The following is a 25198-nucleotide window of genomic DNA, read 5'->3' on the forward strand; positions in this document are numbered from 1 at the left end:
GGTTCCGCTTGTGATCTGAACAACAAGGGGCAGCGGCATCGTATCGCGTCCCATCCGAGGCAGGATGCAACGATGGCAAGAACGGAAGCAGTTTTTCCGCACGACGGCATTCACCCCATCGACATCGTCGAGGCGGTGGCAGCCCATCACGACTGGGATTTCGACCGGTTGGCCGACGACCAGATCGCCATGACGATCCAGGGGCAATGGCGCAGTTATTCGCTGACCCTCGCGTGGTCCGCGCAAGAGGCTGTGTTGCGGCTGATCTGTTCGTTCGAACTGGACCCGCCTGCCGACCGGCTGCCCCTGATCTATGAAACCCTGAACCTGGCGAACGATCAGGTCTGGGACGGCGGTTTTGCCTTCTGGTCGCGCCAGCGGCTGATGGTCTGGCGCTATGGTCTGGTCCTGGCCGGGGATGCGGTGGCCTCGACGGAACAGGTGGACCGGATGATCGCGAATGCGCTGATTTCCTCGGAACGCTTCTATCCCTCGTTCCAGCTTGTCGCCTGGGGCAATACCGGTCCCGCCGCCGCACTGGACATCGCCATGGGCGAGGCCTACGGACGGGCATAAGGGGCGTTTGCGCCCTGCGGCGACGGGGGGACGGATGGCCGATTTCGACGATATCAACGAACGCGGGCTGGTGCTGGTCGGATGTGGCCGTATGGGCGGCGCGATGCTTCGCGGCTGGCTGGCGCGCGGGCTGGAACCCGGCGCCGTCACCGTGATCGACCCCCGCCTTGCGCCCGAATGGCAGAACAAGGGCCTGCGCGTGAATGCGGCGCTGCCCCAGCGACCGGCGGTTCTGGTGCTGGCGGTCAAGCCGCAGATGATGGCCGATGCGCTGGGCGGCGTCCCGACACTGGCGGACACGCTGGTCCTGTCGGTCGCGGCCGGCACCACCATCGCCACCTTCGAGGCAGCCTTTCCCGGTGCCCCCATCGTGCGCGTCATGCCCAATACCCCCGCCGCCATCGGCCAGGGCATCAGCGCCCTTATCGGCAACGGCCATGCGACGCCCGCCCATCTGGATCTGGCCGAAACGCTGATGGGCGCCGTGGGCCGCGTCGTCCGTCTGGACCACGAGGATCAGATGGATGCCGTCACCGCGCTGTCGGGCAGCGGCCCGGCCTATGTCTTTCACCTGATCGAGGCGATGGCCAGGGCGGGCGAGGCACAGGGCCTGCCCGCCCCCCTGTCGCTGGACCTGGCGCGGATGACCGTGGCGGGGGCGGGGGCGCTTGCCGTCCATGCCGACGAGGACCCGGCGATCCTGCGCGAAAACGTCACCTCGCCGGGCGGCACCACCGCCGCGGGTCTGGCCGTGCTGATGGACCCCGACACCGGCCTGCCGCCGCTGATGGCGCGCACGGTGGCCGCCGCCGCCGAACGCGGGCGCGAGCTGGGACGGGCGGCGCAATGACCATCAGCTTTGACGATTTCCAGAAAGTCGATATCCGCGTCGCCACCATCACCCGCGCCGAACCCTTCCCCGAGGCGCGAAAGCCCGCGATCAAGCTGTGGCTGGACCTGGGCGATCTGGGGGAACGCAAGTCATCGGCCCAGATCACGCGGCATTACCGGCCTGACGACCTGATCGGCACGCAGGTGCTGTGCGTCGTCAATTTTCCGCCCCGCCAGATCGGCCCGGTCCGGTCCGAGGTTCTGGTGCTGGGCGTCCCCGACCCCGAGGGCGAGGTCGTGCTGATCCGCCCCGACCAGTCTGTTCCCAACGGCGGAAGGATGTTCTGATGCGCGTGCTTGTCACCCGTCCCATGACCGAACGCGCCACCCGGGCCATCCGTGACCGGTTCGACGCGACGTTCCGCGACAATACGCCCTTGACGGAATCCGAGGCTGCGCAGGCCCTGCGCGACCATGATGCCATCATCCCCACGCTGGGCGACGCCTTTACCGCCACCTCCTTTGCAGGCCAGCCGCGCTGCCGGATTCTGGCGAATTTCGGGGCGGGCTATAACCATATCGACGTCAAGGCCGCGTCGGCGGCAGGCATCGTCGTCACCAATACCCCCGATGTCGTGACCGACGCCACCGCCGACATCGCGCTGACCCTGATCCTGATGACGGTGCGCCGCGCAAGCGAGGGCGAACGGCTGCTGCGGGCCGGCGAATGGCCCGGCTGGAACCCCACGCAGCTTTTGGGCGGCGATGTCAGCGGGCGGACGGTGGGCATCGTCGGCATGGGCCGGATCGGCCGGGCCATCGCCCGTCGCTGCCATTTGGGGTTCGGGATGGACGTGGTATTCTTCAATCGCAGCCCGGTCGCGGATCTGGATTTCCCGGCCCGCCAGATGTCCAGCCTGCACGAGATGCTGTCACAGGCCGATGTGGCGGTCCTGGCCGTGCCGGGCGGCGCGGCCACCCGCCATCTGATCGGCGCGGCGGAACTGTCCGCCCTGGGCGCGCGGGGCTATCTGGTCAACATCGCCCGCGGCGATGTCGTGGACGAGGCCGCCTTGATCCGGGCGCTGACCGAAGGCAGGATCGCGGGCGCGGGGCTGGATGTCTATGAACGCGAGCCGGTCGTCCCGCAGGCCCTTCTGGATGCCCCGAACGCGACGCTTCTGCCCCATCTGGGAACCGCGACCGACGATGTGCGCACCGCCATGGGCCTGCGCGCCCTGGGCAACCTGATCGCCTTTGCCGAGGGGCGCGCGCCTCACGATCGGGTGAATTGACCGGCGCGGCCTGGAACCCTGCATGACCTTCGCAGGTTGTCCCGGCGTACAGCAGCTTCGAAAGGAAGATTTGCATGAACTGGGATGTCATTCAGGGCAAGTGGAAGCAGGTCAAGGGTTCGGTCAAGGAAAAGTGGGGCGATCTCACCGATGACGAACTGGACCAGATCGACGGCAACAAGGACAAGCTGTCGGGCAAGCTTCAGGAAAAATACGGCTGGGCCAAGGACGATGCAGATCGTCAGATCGACGATCATTTCCGCGACCGCACCTACTGAGGCGGTCACCGATTGCAGCAAAAGGGTGCCGGTTCCGGCACCCTTTTTCTTTGGACGCCGCCGCATTACCAAGGGCTTCACAAATCCCGGCGGGGCGACGTCATGATGTATTCCTATATTGTCCGCGACGGGCGCATCCTGCGCCAGGACAAGGGCGCCCCCTTGTCCGATGCGATCTGGATCGACCTGATTGCGCCCGACAAGCCGGAAACCCAGAGGCTGCGCGATCTTGGGGTCGATGTTCCCACGCTTGCCGACATGGAAGAGATCGAGATCTCGAACCGGCTGTATCGAGAGGCGGGGTCCGATTACATGACGGCGGTGCTGCTGGGCGAACGCGGCGACGGAACCCGGGCCGCCATGCCTGTCAGCTTCATTCTGTCGGCGCAGCGGCTGGTCACGGTGCGCCATCATTCTCCACGCCCCTTTCTGACCTTTCCCGAACGCGGCGAACGATCCACCCTGGGCTGCGGGACGCCCCATCGCCTGTTTCTTGGTCTGGTCGAGGAGATCATTGCCCGTCTGGCCGACATCCTGGAAGGGTCTGGCCGGGTTATGGACGACACCACCCAGATGATCTTTGAAACCCAGACCGCTGGGCGCGGCCAGGGGGACCGTCTGCATACGGCCCTGCGTCAGGTCGGCCGCGAGGCCGAGATCATGGCACGCGTCAGGCTGTGCCTGCTGACCGTCGAACGGATGCTGGCATTCCATATGGCCACGGTGGACGAACAGCCCGAATCCGGCCGTCTGCGCCCGGTCGTCAAGGGCCAGTTGCGCGATGTCCAGGCGCTGGAGGTTCATGCCGATTTCCTGGGATCGCGGGTCAGTCTGGCGGTGGATACCACCCTGGGGATGATCAATCTGGAACAGAACAGCACCGTGCGCATCCTGTCGGTGGTTGCCGCGCTGTTTTTGCCGCCGACACTGATCGCCAGCATCTATGGCATGAACTTTCAGGCGATGCCCGAACTGGATCAACCCTGGGGCTATCCCCTGGCTCTGGGCCTGATGGCCGGGACAGCAGGTGTGACCTGGTTGCTGCTGCGCTGGAAACGCTGGCTTTAGAAGCCGGGCAGGGGGCCAAAGCCTCTTGTCGCCTTGGGACCATGGGCCTATTGGTCAATCCCCGAACAGGGAGAAATTCATGCGCTCGTCTCTTTCCTATCTGCGTTGGCCGCTGATCGTCACCTTTGTGGGGATCGTTCTTGCGGGATGGCTGGGCTATCGGTTCACGGGCTCGATGTCCGGGCTGATGTCGTTCCTGATGATCGCCGTGGTGCTGGCGATCCTGGAAATCTCGTTGTCCTTCGACAACGCCATCGTGAACGCCAACAAGCTGAAGGAGATGACGCCTGCCTGGCAGCGCCGGTTCCTGACCTGGGGCATCCTGATCGCCGTCTTCGGAATGCGGATCGTGTTTCCGTTGCTGATCGTGGTGATCGCCGCCAGGATCGGACCCTGGGCCGCGATCCAGCTGGCGGCCACCGATCCCGATGAATATTCCCGCCTGATCCGCGAGGCGCATCTGCCGATCGCGGCCTTTGGCGGCGCATTCCTCATGCTGGTGGCTCTGTCGTTCTTTTTCGACCAGTCCAAGGACGTGGACTGGATCGACCGGATCGAACGGGCCCTGCGCGCCTGCGGATCGGTGCGCGGGATGGAGGTGGGCTTTGTGCTGGGCATCATCCTGTTCTTTGTCTGGCTGCTGCCTGTCGAGGACGAACAGGTCTTCATGTTCAGCGCCATGTGGGGGATCGTGACCTTTCTGGCGGTGGACGCCCTGGGCCATGTCCTGGACCGCTGGGGCCAGGCGCAGGAGGCCGCGCGTGGCACCGCGCAGATCGGCCTGGGCGGGTTCCTGTATCTCGAGGTGCTGGATGCCTCGTTCAGCTTCGACGGAGTGATCGGCGCCTTTGCGCTGACGCAAAATCTGTTCCTGATCGCCATCGGCCTGGGCATCGGTGCGATGTATGTGCGATCAATGACGGTGATGCTGGTCGAACGCGGAACTCTGGCCGAATTTCGCTATCTCGAACACGGGGCCTTCTGGTCGATCCTGATCCTGTCGATCATCATGTTCGGCCAGACCATGTGGCACCTGCCCGAGGTCGTGACCGGCCTGCTGGGCGCAGCCTTCATCGCCACGGCCTTTGTGAATTCGATCATGTGGAACCGCCGGCACAAGGGGCGCATGGCGGATTAGCCGATGCCGGGGGCGGTCTGCCCCCGAACCCCCGAGGATTCGCCAAGGCGATGACCGCCCTGTCCCGACTGCTACATCTGGTCGATCAGGTCCAGCATGTCGGGGGGAATCTGCTGTTCCTTCAGGGTGAAACTGTGGCTTTGCCGATCTTCGGTCACGGTGATGCGATAGGTCATGCGGTCCGCGTCCGGGCCGCAAGGCTGGCTGGCAAGGCGGGCAAGCTCGACCGGCTCGAAGGCGTCGCTCAGTTCCTGGCGCATCTGCTCTGGCTGATCGGCCAGATCGATGGTCTTGTGCAGGCTGGCGGCAGGGATGCCGCCGAACCCGCCCTGCGCCGCGATTTCAATGATCATGGCGATGATCCCCCGCTGATGGGGGGAATCTAGTCCTAGATCGCGATTCCGACAAGTTTCCAGGCGCGGCGCAGCATCACCGTCTCGATGCTGCCCCGACCGGCCAGTTCGATGGCCGAATCCATGGTCTGATCGGCCCAGTCCGAAAAGCTGGCCATCGGGTTGTTCAGCGTCTGCAATGCCCGGTACCAGATGCGCCCCGGCAGTTCCCAGGACCGACCGCCCAGATAGCTGCAGAACAGATAGAAGGCATGGTTGGGAATGCCCGAATTGATGTGAACCCCGCCATTGTCATCCGTCGTGGTCACGAAATGGTCCATGTGCCAGGGCTGCGGATCCTGCCCCAGCATACTGTCGGAATAGGCGGTGCCCGGGGCCTTCATGCTGCGCAGCGCGGTCCCGTTGATTCCGGGACCCAGAATGCCGCGGCCGATCAGCCAGTCCGCCTTGTGGATTTCCTGTCCCAGTGCACGTTGCTGCGACAAGGCCCCGAAGACATCGGCGATGCTTTCGTTCAGCGCACCGGACTGGTTCTCATAGATCAGCCCGCCCGAGAACTGGATGACGCCATGGGCCATCTCGTGTCCGATGACCGACAGTTCCAGGAAGGTGCGGAAGACCTTGCCGTCGCCGGTGCCATAGGCCATCTGTTCGCCGTTCCAGAAGGCGTTGTTGTAGTCGCGCCGGTGATGCACCGTGGCCGTCAGGGGCATCCCTTCGCCATCCAGCGAATTGCGGCCGTATTCCTCGGCGAACAGGGAAAACACCTGACCGGCGGCGTCATAGGCGGTGTCGGCGTCGGGGATGCCGGTCGGGCCCTCGCCTTCGGACCGGACCAGCCGGCCCGGCAGGGCGGCGCGATGCTGGCCGTCGTGGATGCGCCGGTCGGGGCAGCACAGACCTTCGGCCGGGGAAACGGCGGTCGCGGCAAAGGCGCCGCTCAGCGGCTGGGCGGGGGGCAGCCCCGCCCGGGTTAGTTCGGCCCGTTCGTCGCGCAGCTTTTCGGTCTGCTTCAACAGCGTACGGGCCATGTCGGCGATCTTCGGCTCGCCGCGCAGGACCAGCACCCGCAGCATATAGGGCGGCACGATGCAGGCGATCGGATGGTGGCGCGAACCGCAAAGCGAAAGGCACATGAGGCGAATCCCCTTCTGGAAACTCGCCTCAGTCTAGCATGGGTCGAACGTGAACAAAACAGGAACAATTAGCCGGGGGCGATCAGCCTTGCGCCCCCCGCAGGCGCGCCATCAGCGGCAGGACCGTCGCCTGGAGCATGGGGTTGATGATCTTTTGCACGATGGGGATCAGGATCAGCCCCAGGACCAGCCCGAAGATGCCGTCGAAAAATGCCGTCACCAGCCAGCCGACCAGACCGGGCGCCTGCGGCACCGCATGGGCGGCGGCCTCGGCCTGGTGATGGACCCAGTCATAGGGGCCGGGCCATCCCATCTCGGCCAGGCCGTGCAGGATGATCTGCCCGCCGACCCAGATCATCGCGGCGGTGCCGACAACGGTCAGCACCTTCATGAAGCCCGGCATCACCTTGACGATGCCTCGCCCGATGGCGGCGGTCAGGCCCCGCCGTTCGGTCGCCAGATGCACGCCCACGTCGTCAGCCTTGACGATCAGCGCCACGAAGCCATAGACCGCGACCGTGATGCCGACCGACACCACCGTCAGGATCAGGGCCTTCATCCAGATCGTTTCGTCGCCCGGAATGGTGGACAGGGCAAGGACCATGATCTCGGCCGACAGGATGAAGTCGGTCTTGACGGCGCCCGCCACCCGCGATTCCTCCAGCGCAGCGCCGTCGCTTTCGGGATGGATATGCTTCTCGCTGTCGTGGGTATGGCCGAAGCCAAGGGCATGGGCGACCTTTTCGGCCCCCTCGTAGCACAGATAGGCGCCCCCCAGCATCAGAAGGGGGGCGATGGCCCAGGGCGCAAAGACCGACAGCAGCAGGGCCACCGGCAGCAGGATCACCATCTTGTTGAACAGCGACCCGCGCGCGATCTTCCAGACGATGGGCAGTTCGCGGCTGGCATCAAAGCCCTGGACGTATTTCGGCGTCACCGCCGCATCGTCGATCACCGCGCCCGCCGCCTTGGCCCCGGCCTTGACGGCCTGGCCGGTGACATCGTCGATGGACGCCGCCGCGATCTTGGAGATGGACGCCACGTCGTCCAGAAGTGCCAAAAGTCCGCTCATCCGTTCCTCATGAATAGGGCGGTTTTCAAGGCCCGCCGATCAGGCGCGATCCCCGCAGGGTACGCGCCTGACACAAGCCGCTGGGGGCCGCCCGGGTTCAATCCATGGTAACATTCGCATCGCGGACCACGGGTTCCCATTTCGCCATCTCGGCCTGGACATGGGCCGCCAGTTCCTCGGGGCCGGACGCGACGATGGTGGCCGAGAATTCGGCCATGCGTTCGGCCACGGCGGGATCGGCCATGGCGGTCCGGGCCGCGACGGCAAGGGCCTCGATCGCCTCGGGCGGGGTGCCGGCGGGGGCGAACAGCGCGTTCCAGGTATAGGTCTCGTAGCCCGGCAGGGTTTCAGCGATGGTCGGAATGTCCGGGAAGCTGGGCGCCCGTTCGGCGGTCGTCACGCCAAGCGCCCGCAGCTTGCCGCTGCTGATATGGCCAGAGGCCGAGGGCAGGTTGTCGAAGATGATCGGCACCTGGTTGCCCAGAACGTCCGTCAGCGCCGGACCGGAACCCTTGTAGGGGATATGGTCGATCTCGACCCCGGCCATGGACTTGAACAGTTCCCCTGACAGGTGCAGCGGCGTGCCGTTGCCCGACGAGGCATAGGCCAGCGGCTGTTCCTTGGCCAGGTCGATCAGTTCCTGGACCGTGTTGACCGGCAGTTCGGGGTTCACCGCCAGCACGTTCGGGACCAGCACCAGCAGCGAGATGGGGGCGAAATCGGCCACCGGGTCATAGGGCTTCTGCGTCAGGATCAGCGGGTTCAGCGCATGGGTCGCGACCGTTGCCATCAGGATCGTGTAACCGTCGGCGTCCGCCTGGGCCACCTGCTGCGCGCCCAGCGAACCGCCCGCGCCGCCGACGTTCTGGACAACGATCTGCTGTCCCAGTTCTTGGCTCATCCGTTCGGCGACGATGCGGCCCACCACGTCGGTGGATCCCCCGGCGGCGAAGGGAACGACCAGGGTGATCTGGCGTTCGGGAAACTGCGCTGCGGCGGTTCCTGCAAGGCCAAGGGCAAGGGCCGACCCCAGCAGGATGCGGCGGGTGATTGCGGTCATTCTAATTCCTCCCGTAAGTGAAAAGGCGTGTCATGCGTCGCTTTCGGTGAACACCTCGTCGCGGCGCTTGCGGATCTGGGGCAGGAACACCAGCACCAGGATCGCCAGCGACAGCACCAGCAGGGTGGCGCTGATCGGGCGCGTCACGAAGGTCGTGGGATCGCCGCGCGACAGGATCATGGCGCGGCGCAGGTTTTCCTCCAGCAGCGGACCCAGGACGAAGCCCAGCAGCAGCGGCGCGGGTTCGCAGCGCAGCTTGGACAGGACATAGCCCAGCAGGCCGAACCCGGCCACGGCGAACAGGTCGTAGGTGTTCGAGTTGACCGAATAGACCCCGATCGAACACATCGCCATGATGATCGGAAACAGAACGTAATAGGGCACTGTCAGCAGTTTCACCCACAGCCCGATCAAGGGCAGGTTCAGCACCACCAGCATCAGGTTGCCGATCCACATCGACGCGATGATGCCCCAGAACAGTTCGGGCTGTTCGCTGACCACGTTCGGACCCGGCACGATGCCCTGGATGATCATCGCCCCGATCATCAGCGCCATCACCGGGTTGGCGGGGATGCCCAGCGTCAGCAAGGGGATGAAGCTGGTCTGCGCGCCGGCATTGTTGGCGGATTCGGGGCCGGCGACACCGGCAAGCGCACCCTTGCCGAACTCCTCGGGGTGTTTCGACAGCTTCTTTTCGACGGTATAGCTGGCAAAGCTGGCCAGGATCGCGCCGCCGCCCGGCAGGATGCCCAGCACGGACCCGATGCCGGTGCCGCGCAGAATCGGAGCGACCATCTGGCGGAATTCGTCACGGTTCGGAAACAGGCGGCTGATGTTCTTGGTCATCACCTGCCGGTCGTGCTCATTCTCCAGGTTGCGCAGGATCTCGGCGATGCCGAAGACGCCCACGGCGACGGCCACGAAGTTCAGGCCATCGGCGAACTGCGTGATGCCCATCGTAAAGCGCGGCGCGCCGGTATAGACATCGGTGCCGACCATGCCCAGCAGCAGGCCCAGCACTACCATGGCCAGAGCCTTCAGCACCGATCCGTGCGCAAGCGCCACCGACATCACCAAGCCCATGACCATCAGGCTGAAATATTCGGCCGCACCGAATTTCAGCGCCACGGCGGTCAGCGGCGGGGCAAACAGGGCCACCAGAAAGGTCGCCACGCTGCCCGCGAAGAACGAGCCCAGGGCAGCGGTCGCCAGCGCCGTTCCCGCACGCCCCTGGCGCGCCATCTGATAGCCGTCGATGGCTGTGACGGCGGAACTGCTTTCGCCGGGCATGTTGATCAGGATCGCCGTGGTCGATCCGCCGTATTGCGCCCCGTAATAGATGCCGGCCAGCATGATCAGCGACGACACCGGCTCCAACTGAAAGGTGATCGGCAGCAGCATGGCGATGGTCGCCGTGGCCCCGATGCCGGGCAGCACGCCGATCAGCGTGCCCAGCAGCACCCCGATCAGGCAAAAGCCGAGGTTGGTCAGCGACGAGGCGACGCCGAAGCCCAGGGCCAGGTTTGACAGCAATTCCATGGCGGCCCCTTACAGCGGCAGCCAGGGGCCAAAGCGCCGGAACGGCAGCCCCAGGCCATAGCTGAAGATCAGCGTGGACATGATCGTGACGACCACCGACAGCACCAGGGCGGCCAGCGGCCGCATCCGCAGGGACGCCTGCGATGCGATCAGCGTGGTGACGAACAGCGCGGGCACGAAGCCCAGGCCCCGCACGGTCAGGCCGAAGAAGATCGGGGCGGGCAGGATGAACAGGATGCCCCGCCAGGCGATGCGGCCCATCGGCTCGTCATCGGGACGGCCAAAGGCCTTGAACAGGATCACCGCGCCCAGGATGAACAGCAGCCCCGACAGGACCATCGGAAAATAGCCCGGCCCCATCCGGGTCGAGGTTCCCATGTCCAGTCCCAGGCCCTGCCAGGCGAAAAAGCCCGCGATGGCCATGAACAGCAGCCCCGCGGCGATATCGGTGCCGTCCTTCGGTTTCGTGGACATGGTGCCTCCGGCTTGTCGAAACGCCCCGCCGCGTCATGGCGGCGGGGCTGTGGCCCGATACGGGTATTCAGTCGGCGTAAACGCCCGCAGCCTCGATCACCGGCTTCCAGCGGGCGATTTCAGATTCCAGCTTGGCCTTCAGGGCCTCGGGGGTGGCATCCTCGGCAGGCGAGGGGGCGGTGCCCAGGTCGGCCATGGCCTTGGCGACCCCCTCGTCGGCAAGCGCCTTTTGCAAGGATTCCGACAGGCGCTGATTGACTTCGGCGGGCGTGCCCTTGGGGGTATAGATGCCGTGCCAGATGCCGAACTGCATCGCCTCCAGCCCGGATTCGGCGGCTGTCGGCAGGTCGGGGAACAGGTCCAGCCGTTCCGGGGTGGTCACGGCATAGGCCTTGATGGTGCCCGCCTTGATCTGCTGGGTGGTGTTGGTGGTCTGGTCGCACATGATGTCGACCTGTCCGCCCAGCAGGTCGGTCATCGCCGGGCCGGTGCCCTTGTAGGGAACCGTGACCAGCGGCACCTCGAGCGCCTGCATCAGCAGCATCCCGCACAAGTGGCTGGCCGCGCCGATCCCGGCATTCGCCAAGGTCAGGGAATCGGCATTGGCCTTGACGTATTCGACAAAGGCCGGGAAATCGTCGGGCTCGAAATCCTGGCGGGCGGTGACGACCATCGGCACCTCGGTCACAAGGCCCACATATTCAAAGGCGTCCAGCGTTTCATAGGCCAGGTTGCGATACAGCGTTTCCGAGGTTGCCATGCCGATATGGTGCAGCAGCACGGTGTATCCGTCGGGCTCGGCCTTGGCGACATTGCCCGCGCCCAGGGTGCCGCCCGCGCCGCCGACGTTCTCGATCACGATCTGCTGGCCCAGATCGGCCGACATGCGTTCGGCCACCAGCCGTGCCACCGTGTCGGTCGGCCCGCCTGCCGCGAAGGGTACCACCATGGTGATCTGGCGTTCGGGATAGTCCTGCGCAAAGGCCGGCGCGGTCAGGATCGTGGCGGCCAGAAGGCCCGCCGTCATCTTCGATAGGGTCATGTGTCCTCCCAGACATCGTGTGCGGCGCGGCTGACGGCGCCGTCATGCTGGCGCCAGATTGCGCCAGCTTTGCAGCGGGACACAACGCATTTCTTTCAAAAGCGTTTATGGCGGCGGACACTTTTTTTCGGTTTTCGGCCCGGAAGGATCACCCCTTGGACAGGGCCGCCACGGGGTCCAGACGGGACGCGTTGCGCGCGGGCAGAAAGCCGAAGGTGATCCCGATCAGCGTCGAACTGACAAGCGCAGCGATCATGGCGCGGGGCGACTGGATCATGGAAAAGCTGGTGCTGAGCCGGTCGAACAGCACCTGAAAGCCCAGCGCGACGGCGATGCCCAGGATGCCGCCGATCAGGCAGACCAGCATGGCCTCGATCAGGAACTGTTGCAGGATGTCGCCGCGCCGCGCCCCCACGGCCATGCGCAGGCCGATTTCCGACACCCGTTCGGTCACCGACACCAGCATGATGTTCATCACCCCGATGCCCCCCACCACCAGCGAGATCACCGCGATGGCCGAGATCAGCAGCGTCAGGGCCCCGGTGGTGCTGGTGATGGTCTGCCGGATCTGGTCGGTGTTGACGATGAAGAAATCCTGGGTGCCGTGACGTTGCGTCAGGAACCCCGTCACCGCCGCCTGCGCGGCCCCCATGTCGGCATCGTCGGCAATGCGCAGGGTCAGGCTGGACAGCGTTCGCGTGCCCAGATAGCGGGCCTGCACCGTCGTATAGGGCGCATACATCCGCAGGGTCTGGCTTGCTCCGGGTCCGCGGGACGAGATGTCCGCCACGCCCACCACGCGCAGCATGGCGTTGCCTGCATAGATCACCTGCCCCACCCCGCCGTCGGGATGGCCTGGAAACAGGCTGTCGCGGCTGTTGGTGTCGATCACCACCTCTTGCGCCATGCGGTCGATGGCCGTCTGGTCGAATCCGCGTCCCGCGACGATGCTGGACCCGGTAACGGTGAAATAATCCGCCCCCACGCCGCTGATCTGGGCGTTGGCCTCGGCCGCGCCGTATCGCACGACCGCCGCCGTGGCGGTGCCGGGCGTGGCCGCCGCCACAAAGGGCAGCCGGGCCAGGGCCTCGGCATCGGACGCAACCAGCGTGCGGATGCGGCCCGACCGCATGTCGCCAAAGTCGCGGCCCGGAAACACCTCGAGCGTGTTGGTCCCCAGACTGGCGATATTGGCCAGCACCCGCTGGCGCGAACCCTCGCCAAGCGCCACCACCGACACCACGGACGCAATGCCGATGATGATGCCCAGCATGGTCAGGAAACTGCGCAGCTTGTGGGCGCGCATCGACACGACGGCCATGCGCGCCGCTTCGAAAAAGGCCGAGCCGGGCAGGGCGCGGGTGGACCCTGCCGCCATCGGGCGGGGCGCGGGCGGGGCATCGGTCTGGTTGCGGCGATCGGCGATGATACGACCGTCGCTGATCTCGATCACGCGGCGGGCACGGGCGGCGACCTTGGGGTCGTGGGTGACGATGATGATGGTGCGGCCGTCGGCATTCAGCTCGTCCAGGATGGACAGCACCTCGTCGCCGCTGCGGCTGTCCAGCGCGCCGGTGGGTTCGTCGGCCAGGATGATGCCTGCGTCGTTCATCAGCGCGCGGGCGATCGACACGCGCTGCTGCTGGCCCCCCGACAGGGCGGCGGGACGGTGATCCAGCCGCGTGCCAAGACCCAGCCGGTCCAGCAGTTGCGCGGCCCGTGCGCGCCGGGCCGACACGGGTTCGCCCCTGTAGACGGCGGGGATTTCCACATTGCCAAGCGCGCTCAGGTCCGGCAGCAGGTGGTATCGCTGAAAGATGAAGCCGAACCGTTCCCGCCGCAGCGCGGCCAGGTCCGCGCTGTCCAGCCCGCCAATGTCGCGCCCGGCCAGCAGATAGGTTCCGCTGCTGGGGCGGTCCAGACAGCCCAGGATGTTCATCAGCGTTGTCTTGCCCGATCCCGAGGCGCCCATGATCGCCACGTATTCGCCGGGCATGACCGTCAGGTCCACGTCGCGCAGCACGGTCAGTTCGCCGTCGCCAGACCGATAGCTGCGCCCGATCCCCGACAGGCGGATGGCTGGCCGGTCGTCCATGGATCAGCCCCGCATCCCGCGCGCCAGCGGGCTGCGGCCGGAGGGGCCGGCAGGCGCGTCCGCCGTGCCGGTGACGACGGTTTCGCCTTCGGCCAGGCCTTCGGTGATCTCGGCAATGACCTTGTCGTTCAGCCCGACGCTGACCACCCGTTCGGACAGCGTGCCGTCGCTGCCCTGCACCTGCAGGCGATAGCGCCCGTCATCCTGCGGATCGCCAAGTGCCATGGATGGTACCGTCAGCACGTCCTGCGCGGCGCCCATGACGATATGCACCTCGGCCGTCATATAGGTGCGCAGGTGGCCGTCCGGGTTGGGGACGGTAAAGCGGCCGTTGTAATAGACCGCCCCGGACGACGATGCAGAGGCCGGGGACGTGCCGCCGATGCTGGAATCGTTGACGATGCTGTCGGGGGCGGGGGCCACCGATTCCAGAACCGCGTCATGGCGTCGGTCGGGCGCGCCCAGCACGGTGAACCAGACCGGCTGGCCCGGCTGGACCCGGCCGATGTCGGCCTCAGAGATCTGGGCATGAACCTCCATCCGCGTGAGGTCGCCCAGGACCGCGATGGTGGGGGCCGACTGCGCGGCGTTCACCGTCTGGCCCTGCTGGGCGGTGATCGCCAGAACCGTGCCGTCGCCGGGGGCGGTGATCCGAGTATAGGCCAGATTTGCCTGCGCCGTCCGGATCGCGATCCGGGCCTGATCGATCTGCGCGTCAAGCGCCGCGATCTGCGCCTGGGCCACGGCCACGTTCGACACCGCGGTGTCGTATTCGGCCTGCAAGGTCAGGTTGCTGGTTTGCAGCCGTTCCAGGCGGGCCAGCGTCCGCTGCGCCAGATCCAGGGTCGATTCCCGCTCGCGCCGCTGCGCCTCGGCCACGGCCAGATCGGATTCCGCGGCCCGCAGGGCATTTTGCTGGTTGACCGAATCGATCTCGGCAATCAGGTCGCCCCGCCGGACGGTCTGGCCCAGTTCGACGGCGATGCGGGTGATCCGCCCGGATGCCTGCGCCCCCACCGCAACCAGATTGCGCGGCTTGAGGGTGCCTTGGGCCAGCACCGTCACCTCGATATCGGCGCGGGCGACGGGCGAGGTCAGGATCTGCGCGCCGCTGTCGGATGTCTGGCCCACGCCGATCGCCGCCGCCCCCGCCGCCAGCAGCCCGCCGGCGGCCAGTCCTATCAACCCCAACCGAAATGCGCGCCGCATGAAACCGCCTTATCCCGCCGTCCGTATCCGGCCGTCCGTATCCGAAAGATAAGAGGGATTCGATCAAATCCAATGGCCCAGTGCCTTGCCGGCACATCACACCCTGATGCACGATCGCCTGTGTCAGCCGATGTCACTGTATCCCCCGCACCGCCGGATAGGCGGCACGGAAGGCCTGATGGGCCGCGTCAAAGGCGTCGCGCAGCGCGGCGTCGGGGGCGATCTCGTCAATCACGCCCGGCGCAGTCATCACGTCGGCGATGCTGCCCGACCCGGCTGCCACCATGCCCAGCCGCGCCGCGCCCAGCGCCGCGCCGAATTCCCCATCGGCTGGCAGGGTCAGGGTCGCATCCAGCGTGGTGGCAATCACCTGCAGCCAGTATCGCGACCGCGCTCCGCCGCCGATGGCCATGATCCGGTCCAGCCGCGCACCGGTGGCCCGCAGCGCCTGGTGGCTGTCACGCAGGCCAAGGGCCACCCCCTCCAGCACGGCGCGCACCATGTCGTCGCGTGTCGTGTCGGACCCCAGCCCCGTGAAGGCACCCCGGATCACCGCATCGTTGTGGGGGGTCCGTTCGCCCGACAGATAGGGCAGGAATCGTACCGGTCCGGGGGCCTGCACCGCATCGCCCAAGGGCGCCGTCAGATCCGCAGGCCGCGTCCCGGTTATCCGCGACAGCCAGTTCAGGCTGTCGGTGGCCGACAGCATGACCCCCATCTGATACCATGTGTCCGGCACCGCATGGCAGAAGGTGTGCAGCGCCGTGTCGGGTGCGGGATGGTATCCGTCCCGTGCCGCCAGCAATACGCCCGATGTTCCCAGCGACACGAAACCCTGTCCCTCGGTCATGGCGCCGATCCCGCAGGCGGCGGCTGCGTTGTCGCCCGCCCCGCCTGCCACCAGGACCGGACGGGACAGGCCCCAGGCCCGCGCCAGATCCGTACGAAGCTGGCCCGCGGGGGCCGACCCCTCGACCAGGCGCGGCATCTGGTCGCGGCGCATGTGGCCCGCCGCCAGCAGCGCGTCCGACCAGTCCCGCGTCCCGGTATCCAGCCAGGACGTGCCCGAGGCGTCGGACATGTCGGTGACGTGATCGCCGGTCAGATACAGGTTCAGATAGGCGGCGGGCAGTAGCACCCGGGCAATGCGGGCATGGTTTTCGGGCTCGTGGTCCCGGACCCATTCAAGCTTGGGCGCGGTGAAACCCGGAAAGACGATGTTGCCCGACAGGTCGCGGAAATCGGGAATGGCGTCCAGCCGCGCGGCCTGTTGGTGGCTGCGGGTGTCGTTCCACAGGATGCAGGGGCGGATCACCCGGTCGCCATCGTCCAGCAGCGTGGCGCCATGCATGTGCCCGGCAACGCCGATACCGCGCAGGGCCGAGAATTCCGGGTGGCGGTCGCGCAGTTCGGACACCGCCGTTTCAAGCGCCGCGATCCAGTCGGCGGGGTTCTGTTCTGACCAGCCGGACCGGGGATGGCTGACGGGGTAATGCCGTTCGGTCGATCCGACCGGCTGGCCGGCGCCGTCCACCAGCAGGGCCCGCAGCCCCGAGGTGCCCAGATCGATTCCCAGAAAGCTCATCGTCGTGACCTCCGCGCCGTCGCATTCGTGCCGGATCGGCGAGGCCGCGTCAAACGCCGGAAGGCTGCCGGTCAACCAGGGTATCGACCATCCCGTCCAGGGTCGGCAGCACCGAGGCGGCCCCCGCATCGCGCAGCCGCCGCGCGTGATCCTCGCGCATCCCGTCCAGATGGCTGCCGCCGGTAAAGCCCACGGCGTGCATTCCCGCGGCCCGCGCCCCGGCGATGCCATGCGGCGAATCCTCCATCACCGCGCAGGCCTCGGGCGCGATGCCCAGACGTGCGGCGGCCAGCAGGAACAGGTCCGGCGCGGGCTTGCCATGACGCACCTGATCGGCGCTGAACACGTTGGGACCGAAGCGTCCGGCCAGACCTGCCACCTGCAACGTGAGGCTCAGGCGACGGATCGAGCTGCCGGTGGCGATCGCCACCGCGATGTCCCGCGCCGCAAGATCGTCCAGAATCCCGAAAATACCGGGAATCACCCGCAGCTCGGCTGGATAGCGTGCCATCAGCCGGTCCTCGAACCGTTCGACAAAGCCCGGCAGGTCGCGGCCCAGCAGGTCGCTGATATGGCTGACGATGGACTGGATCGACACGCCCAGGAACCGCTTGCGCAGGTCGTCAGGGGTGGCCGGCAGTCCTTCGGCGATGATCATGTCGGCCAGAATCTCCAGCGACAGCGGCTCGCTGTCCACCAGGCAGCCGTCCATGTCGAAGATCACGGCGTGGATATGGCTCATGCTTGCATCCGCTATCGGTAACACCGGGGTCTTCTTACAGACATCGGCTTCGGATGACAAACCACGCAGGCTGCGATAGGTCCAAGCCATGATTCCGGCCCACCATCGCCCCATTCCAGAACTGTTCGTGTCCCCCGACGCGATCCGCGCCTTGCAGGAGGATGCGGCCAGACTGCCCGCCTGGACGATGGACCAGGGACAGGCGGACGAACTGGCGCTGCTGCTGACGGGGGGATGCGCGCCCCTGCGGGGCTATATGACCCAGATCCAGCATGACGAGGTTGTGGGGGGTGCGGTGTTGCCATGGCCCGCGCCCTTGGTGCTGACGGTCGGCGACGACCTCGGCAACCAGGTTTCGCCGGGCGAAGACATCGCCCTGCGCGACAGGGGGGGAAGGGTTCTGGCGGTGATGTCGGTGACGGACCGTTGGAGAACGGGGCCGGTCCGGCTGGGTGGCCGGGTCAAGGGGCTGCGCCGGCCTGACCATCCCGGCCCGAACGGAATGCGCGCCCTGTGGCGTGCCCGGAACGCGGCGCGCGTCCTGTCGGTGCAGCCCGGTGATGCCGGAGACATCGGCGCCGCTGCCGGTCTGGCCCGACGGCTGGATGCCGCCCTGCTGATCCAGCCTTTTCCGGGCGTGCATATCGACCTGCCCGACGACGCGGTGATAGCGCCCTTGCCGATCGCCCCGCCGGAGGGGCCGCACCGCCTTCTGTGGCAGGGCGCGGTGGCCCGCAATTTCGGGGCAACGCATCTTTTGGTGGAAAACGATCCTGCGGGGCGCGATCTTCTGGACCGGCATCGGGCCGCCATCGGAGTGCGGGCGGTCATGCCCGCCGACATGGCCTGACCCGGCGCAGCGGCGCGCAGGGTCAGTGAACGCTGACCGGAGTCAATTCATTCTGCCGGGCCAGCATGAAGGCCAGCGACCGTTCCTTCACCAGCGCCAGGCGTTCCCCGTCGGCGTCATGGACGGCATACATGCTGGCCACGCCGCCCAACTGGTCGCGAATCTCGCGTGGCAGGCTGCGGGTTTCGACCTGCCGGACATAAACGGTCTTTTCCGGGTCGATGCCGCTGAAATCGAATTTCGTATCCATGATGATCCCCTGTTACCGGCGGCTGATAGGAATGGTCTGGACGACCTGCTGCGGCTGGACCCGCCTGAGATCCACATGCAGCAGACCGTTCTCGATCTGCGCCCCCTCGACCTCGACCCCGTCGGCCAGAACGAAGCTGCGCTGGAACGCCCGTGCGGCGATGCCGCGGTGAAGGAACACCCGCTCCTCTTCGGGTTCCGCCATCCTGCCGCGGATGACAAGCTGGCGATCCTCGGTGGTGACGGAAAGATCCGCTTCGGAAAAGCCCGCAACCGCCAGCGTGATGCGGAAACCATCGGGCGCGACATGTTCGATATTATAGGGGGGATAGCCCTCGGCGCCCTTGGCCGCCCGTTCGGCCAGACGCTCGAGCTGGTCGAAACCCAGCAGATAGGGATGCGCCCCCAGAGAGATCTTGGTCATCCTCAGCCCTTTCCGTCAAAGCGACTGTTTCGGTGGATCCCGGTTTCAGGCGATCCGCGTGGCATGGATATGTGGTCGCCGTCACAGGCCGACAAGAGGGGGCGGAATGCCGCCGGAAAAGCGTTGCTTTTGCAAGACATTCGCAAGGCTTTCGGCGCGGCCGTCGAACAGCGATGTTAACAGCACAGGTTCGGCGCGCTATGATGGGCGGCAACCTAGGGTCAACCGTCCAGACGGGCCATGCCAGATGAACATCCACCCCGAAATGTCCCGCGACGAAATCGCCCGCGCCCGCCTCGAGGCGCTGAAATGCGAACATCGCGACCTTGACGAGGCGATTGCGGCATTGTCTGCCCAGCAGTTGACCTCTTCGCTGGCCTTGCAGCGGCTGAAAAAGCAAAAGCTGATGCTCAAGGACCAGATCGCCCGGCTCGAGGATGAGATCACCCCCGACATCATCGCCTGATTGCGGCCCCGCGCCCTGCGCGCTAGGACGGGCAGGCAATCGCGGGGGACTTGATGGACAAACCGGTGGGCATCATCATGGGCAGCCAGTCGGACTGGCCCACCATGCGCGAGGCTGCGGCGATCCTGGACGACCTGGGCGTGGGCTATGAATCCCGCATCGTCAGCGCGCACCGCACCCCCGACCGGCTGTGGGACTATGGCAGGACGGCGGTTGCGCGCGGCCTGCGGGTCATCATCGCCGGGGCCGGGGGCGCGGCCCATCTGCCGGGCATGATGGCGTCCAAGACCCGCATTCCGGTGATTGGCGTGCCGGTGCAGACCAAGGCCCTGTCGGGCGTCGATTCGCTTTATTCCATCGTGCAGATGCCCAAGGGCTATCCGGTCGCCACCATGGCCATCGGCGCGGCCGGCGCGGCCAATGCCGGGCTGATGGCGGCGGGCATCCTGGCGCTGACCGACCCGGCGCTGGCGCAGCGGCTGGATGCCTGGCGCCAGGCCCTGTCCGATTCCATCCCCGAGGAGCCGCGCGATGACTGAGGTCCGCACCATCGGCATCCTGGGCGGCGGCCAACTGGGCCGGATGCTGTCGGTCGCCGCCAGCCGCCTGGGACTGCGCTGCCACATCTACGAACCGGGGGCGGCGCCGGCGGGCGATGTGGCCTGGCGGATCACGAATGCGCCTTACGAGGATCAGGACGCCCTGCGCGTCTTTGCCGACAGCGTGGACGTGATCACCTATGAATTCGAGAACGTGCCGACCTCGGCGCTGGATCTGCTGGAACGGGTTCGGCTGATCCGCCCGGACCGTCGGGCGCTGGCCGTGTCGCAGGACAGGCTGACCGAAAAGACCTTCCTGAACGACATCGGCCTGACGACCGCCCCCTTTGCCGATGTCCCGACCCAAGCCGACCTGCCTGCCGCCATCGCCGCCATCGGCCGCCCGTCGATTCTCAAGACCCGCCGCCTGGGCTATGACGGCAAGGGTCAGGTGCGCGTCGGCGACGGCCCGGTCGAATGGACAGGCGCGCCCTCGGTCCTGGAAGGATTTGTCGATTTCAGCGCCGAAATCAGCGTCATCATCGCGCGCAACGCGGACGGGCAGGTGGCGGCCTTCGATCCCGGCCTGAACCTGCACCAGGGCGGCATCCTGCGCACCACCACCGTGCCTTGCGGGCTGCCCGGCAAGGTCACGACCGACGCCGTTCTGATCGCCGCCCGCATTGCCAATGCGCTGGATTACACGGGCGTCATGGGGGTGGAACTGTTCGTGACCCCTGGCGGGCTGATCGTGAACGAGATCGCGCCGCGGGTCCACAATTCCGGCCACTGGACCCAGGCAGGCTGCGCCGTCGATCAGTTCGAGCAGCATATCCGCGCCGTCGCCGGCCTGCCGCTGGGCGACGGCAAACGCTATGCGGATGTGGTGATGGAGAACCTGATCGGGGACGATGTGGACCGCGTGCCCGAGCTGCTGAAGTCGGCCGATACGCAAGTCCACCTTTACGGCAAGGGCGCGCCACGGCCGGGGCGGAAGATGGGCCATGTGAACCGGATCACCGGATGACACGGCCCCGGCTTGCTGTCCGGGCCGCGATCCTGCATGACGACCGGCTGTTGCTGGTGAACGCCTATCCGGGCGGGGAATCCGACCTTTGGTGCCTGCCCGGCGGCGGCGTCGAACCGGGCCAGTCGCTGCCCGAAAACCTGATCCGCGAGGTGGCCGAGGAAACCGGCCTTGCCATCGCCGTCAGCGCCCCGATCCTGGTCAACGAATTCCACGACCCTGATCGCGGCTTCCATCAGGTCGAGATCATCTTCCGCGCCGCCCTGTCCGGCGGGGCCGGGATCGTCCTGAAAGACCCGGAAAAGGTGGTAAACCGCTTTGCCTGGGCGACGCGTGCCGAGCTGGCGAGATTGCGCCACAAGCCCGGACTGCTGGCGCGTGCGGTCTGGGGACAACATGCCGCCTGGTATGACCCGCTGGAAAGGATCGTCGGCTGACGCAGGGCCTTTGCCGGAATATCCCCGGCTTACTCTGCCGCCTCGTTGACCGCCGTTTCCGATCCGGCCTTCATGCGGAACCCGCGTTCAAGCTGATCGAACGGCGCGACCGGATAGTCTCCGGAAAAGCAGGCGTCGCAATATTGCGGACTGGCATTGTTGCGCCCCCGCGCCTCGCCCACGGCACGATAAAGCCCGTCCAGCGACACGAAGGCCAGCGAATCGACGCCGATCCAGTTGCGCATCTCCTCGGGCGTCATGTTCGCGGCCAGCAGCTTGTCGCGGTCGGGCGTGTCCACGCCGTAAAAGCAGGGCCAGGCGGTGGGCGGGGACGCGATGCGGAAATGGACCTCGGCGGCGCCCGCGTCCAGGATCATGTCCTTGATCTTGCGGCTGGTGGTGCCGCGCACCACCGAATCGTCCACCAGAACCACGCGCTTGCCCGCGATCAGCGACCGGTTCACGTTCAGCTTCAGCCGCACGCCCATGTTGCGGATCTGCTCGGTCGGTTCGATGAAGGTGCGGCCCATGTACTGGTTGCGGATGATCCCCATGCCATAGGGAATGCCCGATTCCTGCGCGTAACCGATGGCGGCAGGTGTGCCGCTGTCGGGCACGGGGCAGACCAGATCGGCCTCGATGGGGGCTTCGCGCGCCAGTTCCACCCCGATCTGGCGGCGCGTTTCATAGACCGACCGCCCGCCGATGATCGAATCGGGGCGTGAGAAATAGACGTGCTCAAAAATGCAGAACCGCCCCTTGGAGGGACCAAAGGGACGCGATGATTCCACTGCGCCACGCGAAATGACGACCATCTCGCCCGGCTCGATCTCGCGCAGGAAATCGGCGCCGATGATGTCCAGCGCACAGGTCTCGGATGCCAGCACGAAGCCGTCGTCGCCGACCTTGCCCAGCACCAGCGGGCGCACCCCCAGCGGGTCGCGCACCCCGATCAGCTTGGTGCGGGTCATGGCGATGACGGAAAACGCACCCTCGATCCGACGCAGCGCGTCCTTCATCCGCTCGGGGATGTTGCGCTGGATGGATCGCGCCATCAGGTGGATGATGCATTCGCTGTCGCTGCTGGATTGAAAGATCGACCCGCGCTCGATCAGCTCACGCCGCAGGGCGGCGGCATTGGTGATGTTGCCGTTATGGGCGATGGCGCAGCCGCCCATGTGGAATTCGCCGAAAAACGGCTGAACGTCGCGGATCGCGGTGTTGGCCTTGGTGCCGGTCGTGGAATAGCGCACATGCCCGATGGCCAGCGGTCCCGGCAGGGTGGACATCACGTCGGCCTTGGTAAAGTTGTCGCGCACATAACCAAAGCGGTGGGCACTGTTGAATCCCTGTTCGGGATCATGGGCGACAATGCCGCCCGCCTCTTGCCCGCGATGCTGCAAGGCGTGCAGGCCCAGGGCCACGAAGTTCGACGCATCGGTGACGCCGATCGCCCCGAAGATTCCGCATTCCTCGTGCAGGCGATCGGAATCGAACGGGTGGGCCAGGAAGGGTTGCATCATGGCGTCCTGAATGGCTTGGGGCTGTCATGGGTATGTAGGGCCGATGCGTCCCAAAGTCACGCCCCCGCACAGTGGCGGCGGCGGTTTTTCGTCATCAAAGCGTCACGACAAGGCAGCCATGCAACCCCTGCAACCCCATAGGCATCAATTCGCGGCGGGCGGGGTTTCCTGCGCCGCTGGGGGCGCGGCCGTGGCGGTGCAGCCCGCCACCATCTGTTCATAGCGGCTGACGACCCAGCCCGGCGCGTCGTCGGGAACCTGCTGGTCCAGCTGGCCCCGCATCCGTTCGAAGACTTGGGCGGAACGGCTGTTTTCCACGACCGCGACCTGTTGGCTTGTCATCACGCGGTCATAGACGATGAAGGCGATGGCGACCAGCAGGATGCCCCGCGCCACCCCGAACAGGAAACCCATGCCCTGATCGACCCCGCCCAGCGCCGACCGCTGCACGACCGACGAGAACAGCGGCGTGATGATCGAAAAGACCACAAGCGCCAGCGCAAAGACCACGGCGAAACCGGCGATGGTGGCCAATTCGCAACTGTCGCCCAAGAAACGGTCCAGCACGGGAAGCTGCGCGATCAGCGGGCGCATGGCGGCGGCGAAGATGAACGCCAGAATGGCCGCGCCGATCCAGCCCAGGATCGCCAGCGATTCGCGCACGAAGCCGCGCGACCAGGCCAGGATGGCCGAAAGGATGATGACCGCAGCCACCACCGCGTCGATGATTGTAAACCCGTCCATGGCCTTGTCCCTTGCGCCGGTCATGTTTCTTTTCAGGCACTTCAGCCGGCGCCGAAGACCTCTCCTGCAAATCCCGTCAGATCGGAAATGCGCCGCACGCCCATTCCCGCCGCGCCCTCGACCTTTTGGCTGTCAGGCAAAATCGCCTGTGAAAAACCAAGTTTCTGCGCTTCTTTCAACCTGTTTTCGGCCTGCGCGACGGGACGTAGCGCGCCGGACAGGCTGATTTCGCCGAACAGCACGGCTTCCGGCGGCAGGGCGCTGTCTTCGCGCGCGGACAGCAGCGCCCCCGCGATGGCCAGATCGGCGGCCGGTTCGCTGACCCGCATCCCGCCCGCGACGTTCAGGAATACGTCCAGTCCCGCGAAGGGAATGCCGCAGCGTGCCTCCAGCACGGCCAGGATGGTGCTGACGCGGCCGCTGTCCAGGCCCACCACCGTGCGGCGGGGGGATGCCAGCGTGGACGGGGCGACCAGGGCCTGAACTTCGGTCAGCACGGGCCGGGTGCCCTCGATCCCGGCAAAGACCGCGCTGCCGGGAACCGGCTGGCCGCGTTCGGACAGGAACAGGGCGGACGGGTTGGCGACCTCGGCCAGGCCCACGCCGGTCATCTCGAACACGCCGATCTCGTCGGCGGGGCCGAAGCGGTTCTTGACCGATCGCAGGATGCGGAACTGGTGGCCGCGTTCGCCTTCGAAATACAGGACCGTATCGACCATGTGTTCCACCACGCGGGGACCGGCGATCTGGCCGTCCTTGGTGACGTGGCCCACCAGAAAGATCGCCACGCCCTTGCGCTTGGCAAACGTCACCAGCTCGTGCGCGGCGGCGCGGACCTGGGCCACGCTGCCCGGTGCGGCCTCGACCTGATCGGACCACAGGGTCTGGATGGAATCGATGATCGCCAGATCGGGACGTTCGGTGTCCAGCGTGGTCAGGATGTCGCGCAGGTTCGTTTCCGCGCCCAGCCGGACCGGCGCATCCGCCAGCCCCAACCGCTGCGCACGCATCCGCACCTGGGCGCTGGCTTCCTCGCCGCTGATATAGACGGCGTTCAGCCCGCGCCGGGCAAAGGCGGCTGCGCCCTGCAACAACAGCGTCGATTTGCCGATGCCGGGATCGCCGCCGACCAGAACCGCGCTGCCGGGCACCAGTCCGCCGCCCAGCACCCGGTCCAGTTCGTCCATTCCGGCCAGATGGCGCGGGGGCGGGGCCTCGGTCGTGGCCAGGCTGGATAAGGGCACGGCTCGGCCCTTGGCGGCGCCCAGGCCCCGGCCCGGACCCTGGGACAGGGGCGCTTCCTCGACGATGGTGTTCCAGGCGCCGCAGGCGTCGCAGCGCCCGGCCCATTTCTTGTGGGACGCACCGCAGGCGGTGCAGGTGAACGCGTTGGTGGATTTTGCCATGACCCGTCATGTGGCATCTGCCGGGCGTCGCCGCAAGCGG

28 protein-coding genes are annotated in these 25198 nt (G+C 66.5%); 12 read left to right on the plus strand and 16 right to left on the minus strand.

Annotated elements, in window-relative coordinates:
* The first annotated feature begins 72 nt into the window (after nt 1-72).
* From EYE42_RS07035 to EYE42_RS07065, 7 genes are all read left to right on the plus strand, one after another.
* Nucleotides 73-576: a type III secretion system chaperone family protein gene (locus EYE42_RS07035; RefSeq protein WP_130990607.1), complete on the plus strand. Its 504-nt coding sequence runs from the start codon at nt 73-75 to the stop codon at nt 574-576.
* 34 nt (nt 577-610) lie between these two features.
* The gene (proC, locus tag EYE42_RS07040) at nt 611-1426 is read left to right on the plus strand and encodes a pyrroline-5-carboxylate reductase (protein WP_130990608.1); all 816 of its coding nucleotides are present in this window, start codon (nt 611-613) and stop codon (nt 1424-1426) included.
* On the plus strand, nt 1423-1755 hold the full coding sequence (locus EYE42_RS07045) for a tRNA-binding protein (protein WP_130990609.1): 333 nt from the start codon (nt 1423-1425) through the stop codon (nt 1753-1755). The genes proC and EYE42_RS07045 overlap by 4 nt, the downstream gene beginning before the upstream one ends.
* Nucleotides 1755-2702: a 2-hydroxyacid dehydrogenase gene (locus tag EYE42_RS07050; protein ID WP_130990610.1), complete on the plus strand. Its 948-nt coding sequence runs from the start codon at nt 1755-1757 to the stop codon at nt 2700-2702. The genes EYE42_RS07045 and EYE42_RS07050 overlap by 1 nt, the downstream gene beginning before the upstream one ends.
* A gap of 74 nt (nt 2703-2776) precedes the next feature.
* Nucleotides 2777-2980, plus strand: a complete 204-nt coding sequence (locus EYE42_RS07055; RefSeq protein WP_130990611.1) for a CsbD family protein — start codon at nt 2777-2779, stop codon at nt 2978-2980.
* A gap of 102 nt (nt 2981-3082) precedes the next feature.
* On the plus strand, nt 3083-4048 hold the full coding sequence (locus EYE42_RS07060; RefSeq protein WP_130990612.1) for a magnesium transporter CorA family protein: 966 nt from the start codon (nt 3083-3085) through the stop codon (nt 4046-4048).
* 79 nt (nt 4049-4127) lie between these two features.
* A complete protein-coding gene (locus EYE42_RS07065; RefSeq protein WP_130990613.1) occupies nt 4128-5186 on the plus strand; it encodes a DUF475 domain-containing protein in 1059 nt (352 codons plus the stop codon).
* Nucleotides 5187-5257: 71 nt separating this feature from the next.
* Here EYE42_RS07065 and EYE42_RS07070 read toward each other — a convergent pair whose 3' ends face one another.
* The 11 genes from EYE42_RS07070 to EYE42_RS07120 all read right to left on the minus strand — a co-directional run bounded on the left by EYE42_RS07070 (nt 5258) and on the right by EYE42_RS07120 (nt 17493).
* Nucleotides 5258-5539: a protealysin inhibitor emfourin gene (locus EYE42_RS07070; protein WP_130990614.1), complete on the minus strand. Its 282-nt coding sequence runs from the start codon at nt 5537-5539 to the stop codon at nt 5258-5260.
* Nucleotides 5540-5574: 35 nt separating this feature from the next.
* Complete coding sequence (locus EYE42_RS07075) at nt 5575-6675, minus strand: M4 family metallopeptidase (protein ID WP_130990615.1); 1101 nt, start codon at nt 6673-6675, stop codon at nt 5575-5577.
* 82 nt (nt 6676-6757) lie between these two features.
* Nucleotides 6758-7747, minus strand: a complete 990-nt coding sequence (locus EYE42_RS07080; RefSeq protein ID WP_130990616.1) for a DUF808 domain-containing protein — start codon at nt 7745-7747, stop codon at nt 6758-6760.
* Nucleotides 7748-7844: 97 nt separating this feature from the next.
* A complete protein-coding gene (locus tag EYE42_RS07085; protein WP_130990617.1) occupies nt 7845-8807 on the minus strand; it encodes a Bug family tripartite tricarboxylate transporter substrate binding protein in 963 nt (320 codons plus the stop codon).
* A 30-nt stretch (nt 8808-8837) separates the two neighbouring features.
* The gene (locus tag EYE42_RS07090) at nt 8838-10346 is read right to left on the minus strand and encodes a tripartite tricarboxylate transporter permease (protein WP_130990618.1); all 1509 of its coding nucleotides are present in this window, start codon (nt 10344-10346) and stop codon (nt 8838-8840) included.
* 9 nt (nt 10347-10355) lie between these two features.
* Nucleotides 10356-10820, minus strand: coding sequence for a tripartite tricarboxylate transporter TctB family protein (locus EYE42_RS07095; RefSeq protein ID WP_130990619.1), 465 nt, complete (start codon nt 10818-10820; stop codon nt 10356-10358).
* Between the two features lie 67 nt (nt 10821-10887).
* Entirely contained in the window at nt 10888-11862 is a 975-nt protein-coding gene (locus EYE42_RS07100) for a tripartite tricarboxylate transporter substrate-binding protein (RefSeq protein ID WP_130990620.1), read from the minus strand.
* 148 nt (nt 11863-12010) lie between these two features.
* On the minus strand, nt 12011-13957 hold the full coding sequence (locus EYE42_RS07105) for a MacB family efflux pump subunit (RefSeq protein ID WP_130990621.1): 1947 nt from the start codon (nt 13955-13957) through the stop codon (nt 12011-12013).
* A gap of 3 nt (nt 13958-13960) precedes the next feature.
* Nucleotides 13961-15166 carry an efflux RND transporter periplasmic adaptor subunit gene (locus EYE42_RS07110; protein ID WP_130990622.1) on the minus strand — a complete coding sequence of 402 codons (1206 nt, stop codon included), beginning with the start codon at nt 15164-15166 and terminating at the stop codon, nt 13961-13963.
* A 133-nt stretch (nt 15167-15299) separates the two neighbouring features.
* The gene (gene xylB, locus EYE42_RS07115) at nt 15300-16751 is read right to left on the minus strand and encodes a xylulokinase (protein WP_130990623.1); all 1452 of its coding nucleotides are present in this window, start codon (nt 16749-16751) and stop codon (nt 15300-15302) included.
* Nucleotides 16752-16800: 49 nt separating this feature from the next.
* Complete coding sequence (locus EYE42_RS07120; RefSeq protein ID WP_130990624.1) at nt 16801-17493, minus strand: HAD family hydrolase; 693 nt, start codon at nt 17491-17493, stop codon at nt 16801-16803.
* An 88-nt stretch (nt 17494-17581) separates the two neighbouring features.
* Between EYE42_RS07120 and EYE42_RS07125 the strand changes: the two genes are divergently transcribed.
* Complete coding sequence (locus tag EYE42_RS07125; protein ID WP_130990625.1) at nt 17582-18343, plus strand: bifunctional sulfate adenylyltransferase/adenylylsulfate kinase; 762 nt, start codon at nt 17582-17584, stop codon at nt 18341-18343.
* Nucleotides 18344-18365: 22 nt separating this feature from the next.
* On the opposite strand, the gene EYE42_RS07130 is transcribed toward EYE42_RS07125, so the two are convergent.
* Together EYE42_RS07130 and EYE42_RS07135 are read right to left on the minus strand one after the other, a co-directional pair.
* On the minus strand, nt 18366-18593 hold the full coding sequence (locus EYE42_RS07130; protein ID WP_130990626.1) for a DUF1150 family protein: 228 nt from the start codon (nt 18591-18593) through the stop codon (nt 18366-18368).
* 12 nt (nt 18594-18605) lie between these two features.
* Nucleotides 18606-19016: an Hsp20 family protein gene (locus EYE42_RS07135; protein WP_130990627.1), complete on the minus strand. Its 411-nt coding sequence runs from the start codon at nt 19014-19016 to the stop codon at nt 18606-18608.
* Nucleotides 19017-19263: 247 nt separating this feature from the next.
* Between EYE42_RS07135 and EYE42_RS07140 the strand changes: the two genes are divergently transcribed.
* The 4 genes from EYE42_RS07140 to EYE42_RS07155 are packed head-to-tail and all read left to right on the plus strand — an operon-like array spanning nt 19264 to nt 21485.
* On the plus strand, nt 19264-19482 hold the full coding sequence (locus EYE42_RS07140) for a YdcH family protein (RefSeq protein WP_130990628.1): 219 nt from the start codon (nt 19264-19266) through the stop codon (nt 19480-19482).
* Between the two features lie 53 nt (nt 19483-19535).
* Nucleotides 19536-20021 carry a 5-(carboxyamino)imidazole ribonucleotide mutase gene (gene purE, locus EYE42_RS07145; RefSeq protein WP_130990629.1) on the plus strand — a complete coding sequence of 162 codons (486 nt, stop codon included), beginning with the start codon at nt 19536-19538 and terminating at the stop codon, nt 20019-20021.
* Nucleotides 20014-21048, plus strand: a complete 1035-nt coding sequence (locus EYE42_RS07150; protein ID WP_130990630.1) for a 5-(carboxyamino)imidazole ribonucleotide synthase — start codon at nt 20014-20016, stop codon at nt 21046-21048. Before purE ends, EYE42_RS07150 begins: the two co-directional genes overlap by 8 nt.
* The gene (locus tag EYE42_RS07155; RefSeq protein WP_130990631.1) at nt 21045-21485 is read left to right on the plus strand and encodes an NUDIX domain-containing protein; all 441 of its coding nucleotides are present in this window, start codon (nt 21045-21047) and stop codon (nt 21483-21485) included. Before EYE42_RS07150 ends, EYE42_RS07155 begins: the two co-directional genes overlap by 4 nt.
* Before the next feature lie 29 nt (nt 21486-21514).
* On the opposite strand, the gene purF is transcribed toward EYE42_RS07155, so the two are convergent.
* The 3 genes from purF to radA all read right to left on the minus strand — a co-directional run bounded on the left by purF (nt 21515) and on the right by radA (nt 25158).
* On the minus strand, nt 21515-23005 hold the full coding sequence (gene purF / locus EYE42_RS07160; protein ID WP_130990779.1) for an amidophosphoribosyltransferase: 1491 nt from the start codon (nt 23003-23005) through the stop codon (nt 21515-21517).
* 147 nt (nt 23006-23152) lie between these two features.
* Nucleotides 23153-23752, minus strand: a complete 600-nt coding sequence (locus tag EYE42_RS07165; RefSeq protein ID WP_130990632.1) for a CvpA family protein — start codon at nt 23750-23752, stop codon at nt 23153-23155.
* A gap of 41 nt (nt 23753-23793) precedes the next feature.
* Nucleotides 23794-25158 carry a DNA repair protein RadA gene (radA, locus tag EYE42_RS07170; protein WP_130990633.1) on the minus strand — a complete coding sequence of 455 codons (1365 nt, stop codon included), beginning with the start codon at nt 25156-25158 and terminating at the stop codon, nt 23794-23796.
* Between the last annotated feature and the right edge of the window lie 40 nt (nt 25159-25198).

It is taken from the genome of Paracoccus subflavus, assembly GCF_004310345.1.
GTDB classification, from domain to species: Bacteria; Pseudomonadota; Alphaproteobacteria; order Rhodobacterales; family Rhodobacteraceae; genus Paracoccus; species Paracoccus subflavus.

Bases quoted from the DNA above. Each gene is read 5' to 3' on its own strand.
- EYE42_RS07120 (WP_130990624.1), bottom strand. From the start codon at position 17,493: ATGAGCCATATCCACGCCGTGATCTTCGACATGGACGGCTGCCTGGTG.
- EYE42_RS07075 (WP_130990615.1), bottom strand. From the start codon at position 6,675: ATGTGCCTTTCGCTTTGCGGTTCGCGCCACCATCCGATCGCCTGCATC.
- EYE42_RS07165 (WP_130990632.1), bottom strand. From the start codon at position 23,752: ATGGACGGGTTTACAATCATCGACGCGGTGGTGGCTGCGGTCATCATC.
- purE (WP_130990629.1), top strand. From the start codon at position 19,536: ATGGACAAACCGGTGGGCATCATCATGGGCAGCCAGTCGGACTGGCCC.
- EYE42_RS07035 (WP_130990607.1), top strand. From the start codon at position 73: ATGGCAAGAACGGAAGCAGTTTTTCCGCACGACGGCATTCACCCCATC.
- xylB (WP_130990623.1), bottom strand. From the start codon at position 16,751: ATGAGCTTTCTGGGAATCGATCTGGGCACCTCGGGGCTGCGGGCCCTG.
- EYE42_RS07045 (WP_130990609.1), top strand. From the start codon at position 1,423: ATGACCATCAGCTTTGACGATTTCCAGAAAGTCGATATCCGCGTCGCC.
- EYE42_RS07060 (WP_130990612.1), top strand. From the start codon at position 3,083: ATGATGTATTCCTATATTGTCCGCGACGGGCGCATCCTGCGCCAGGAC.
- proC (WP_130990608.1), top strand. From the start codon at position 611: ATGGCCGATTTCGACGATATCAACGAACGCGGGCTGGTGCTGGTCGGA.
- EYE42_RS07125 (WP_130990625.1), top strand. From the start codon at position 17,582: ATGATTCCGGCCCACCATCGCCCCATTCCAGAACTGTTCGTGTCCCCC.
- EYE42_RS07130 (WP_130990626.1), bottom strand. From the start codon at position 18,593: ATGGATACGAAATTCGATTTCAGCGGCATCGACCCGGAAAAGACCGTT.
- purF (WP_130990779.1), bottom strand. From the start codon at position 23,005: ATGCAACCCTTCCTGGCCCACCCGTTCGATTCCGATCGCCTGCACGAG.
- EYE42_RS07150 (WP_130990630.1), top strand. From the start codon at position 20,014: ATGACTGAGGTCCGCACCATCGGCATCCTGGGCGGCGGCCAACTGGGC.
- EYE42_RS07140 (WP_130990628.1), top strand. From the start codon at position 19,264: ATGAACATCCACCCCGAAATGTCCCGCGACGAAATCGCCCGCGCCCGC.
- EYE42_RS07050 (WP_130990610.1), top strand. From the start codon at position 1,755: ATGCGCGTGCTTGTCACCCGTCCCATGACCGAACGCGCCACCCGGGCC.
- EYE42_RS07070 (WP_130990614.1), bottom strand. From the start codon at position 5,539: ATGATCATTGAAATCGCGGCGCAGGGCGGGTTCGGCGGCATCCCTGCC.
- EYE42_RS07100 (WP_130990620.1), bottom strand. From the start codon at position 11,862: ATGACCCTATCGAAGATGACGGCGGGCCTTCTGGCCGCCACGATCCTG.
- EYE42_RS07095 (WP_130990619.1), bottom strand. From the start codon at position 10,820: ATGTCCACGAAACCGAAGGACGGCACCGATATCGCCGCGGGGCTGCTG.
- EYE42_RS07085 (WP_130990617.1), bottom strand. From the start codon at position 8,807: ATGACCGCAATCACCCGCCGCATCCTGCTGGGGTCGGCCCTTGCCCTT.
- EYE42_RS07080 (WP_130990616.1), bottom strand. From the start codon at position 7,747: ATGAGCGGACTTTTGGCACTTCTGGACGACGTGGCGTCCATCTCCAAG.
- EYE42_RS07135 (WP_130990627.1), bottom strand. From the start codon at position 19,016: ATGACCAAGATCTCTCTGGGGGCGCATCCCTATCTGCTGGGTTTCGAC.
- EYE42_RS07090 (WP_130990618.1), bottom strand. From the start codon at position 10,346: ATGGAATTGCTGTCAAACCTGGCCCTGGGCTTCGGCGTCGCCTCGTCG.
- radA (WP_130990633.1), bottom strand. From the start codon at position 25,158: ATGGCAAAATCCACCAACGCGTTCACCTGCACCGCCTGCGGTGCGTCC.
- EYE42_RS07065 (WP_130990613.1), top strand. From the start codon at position 4,128: ATGCGCTCGTCTCTTTCCTATCTGCGTTGGCCGCTGATCGTCACCTTT.
- EYE42_RS07105 (WP_130990621.1), bottom strand. From the start codon at position 13,957: ATGGACGACCGGCCAGCCATCCGCCTGTCGGGGATCGGGCGCAGCTAT.
- EYE42_RS07055 (WP_130990611.1), top strand. From the start codon at position 2,777: ATGAACTGGGATGTCATTCAGGGCAAGTGGAAGCAGGTCAAGGGTTCG.
- EYE42_RS07110 (WP_130990622.1), bottom strand. From the start codon at position 15,166: ATGCGGCGCGCATTTCGGTTGGGGTTGATAGGACTGGCCGCCGGCGGG.
- EYE42_RS07155 (WP_130990631.1), top strand. From the start codon at position 21,045: ATGACACGGCCCCGGCTTGCTGTCCGGGCCGCGATCCTGCATGACGAC.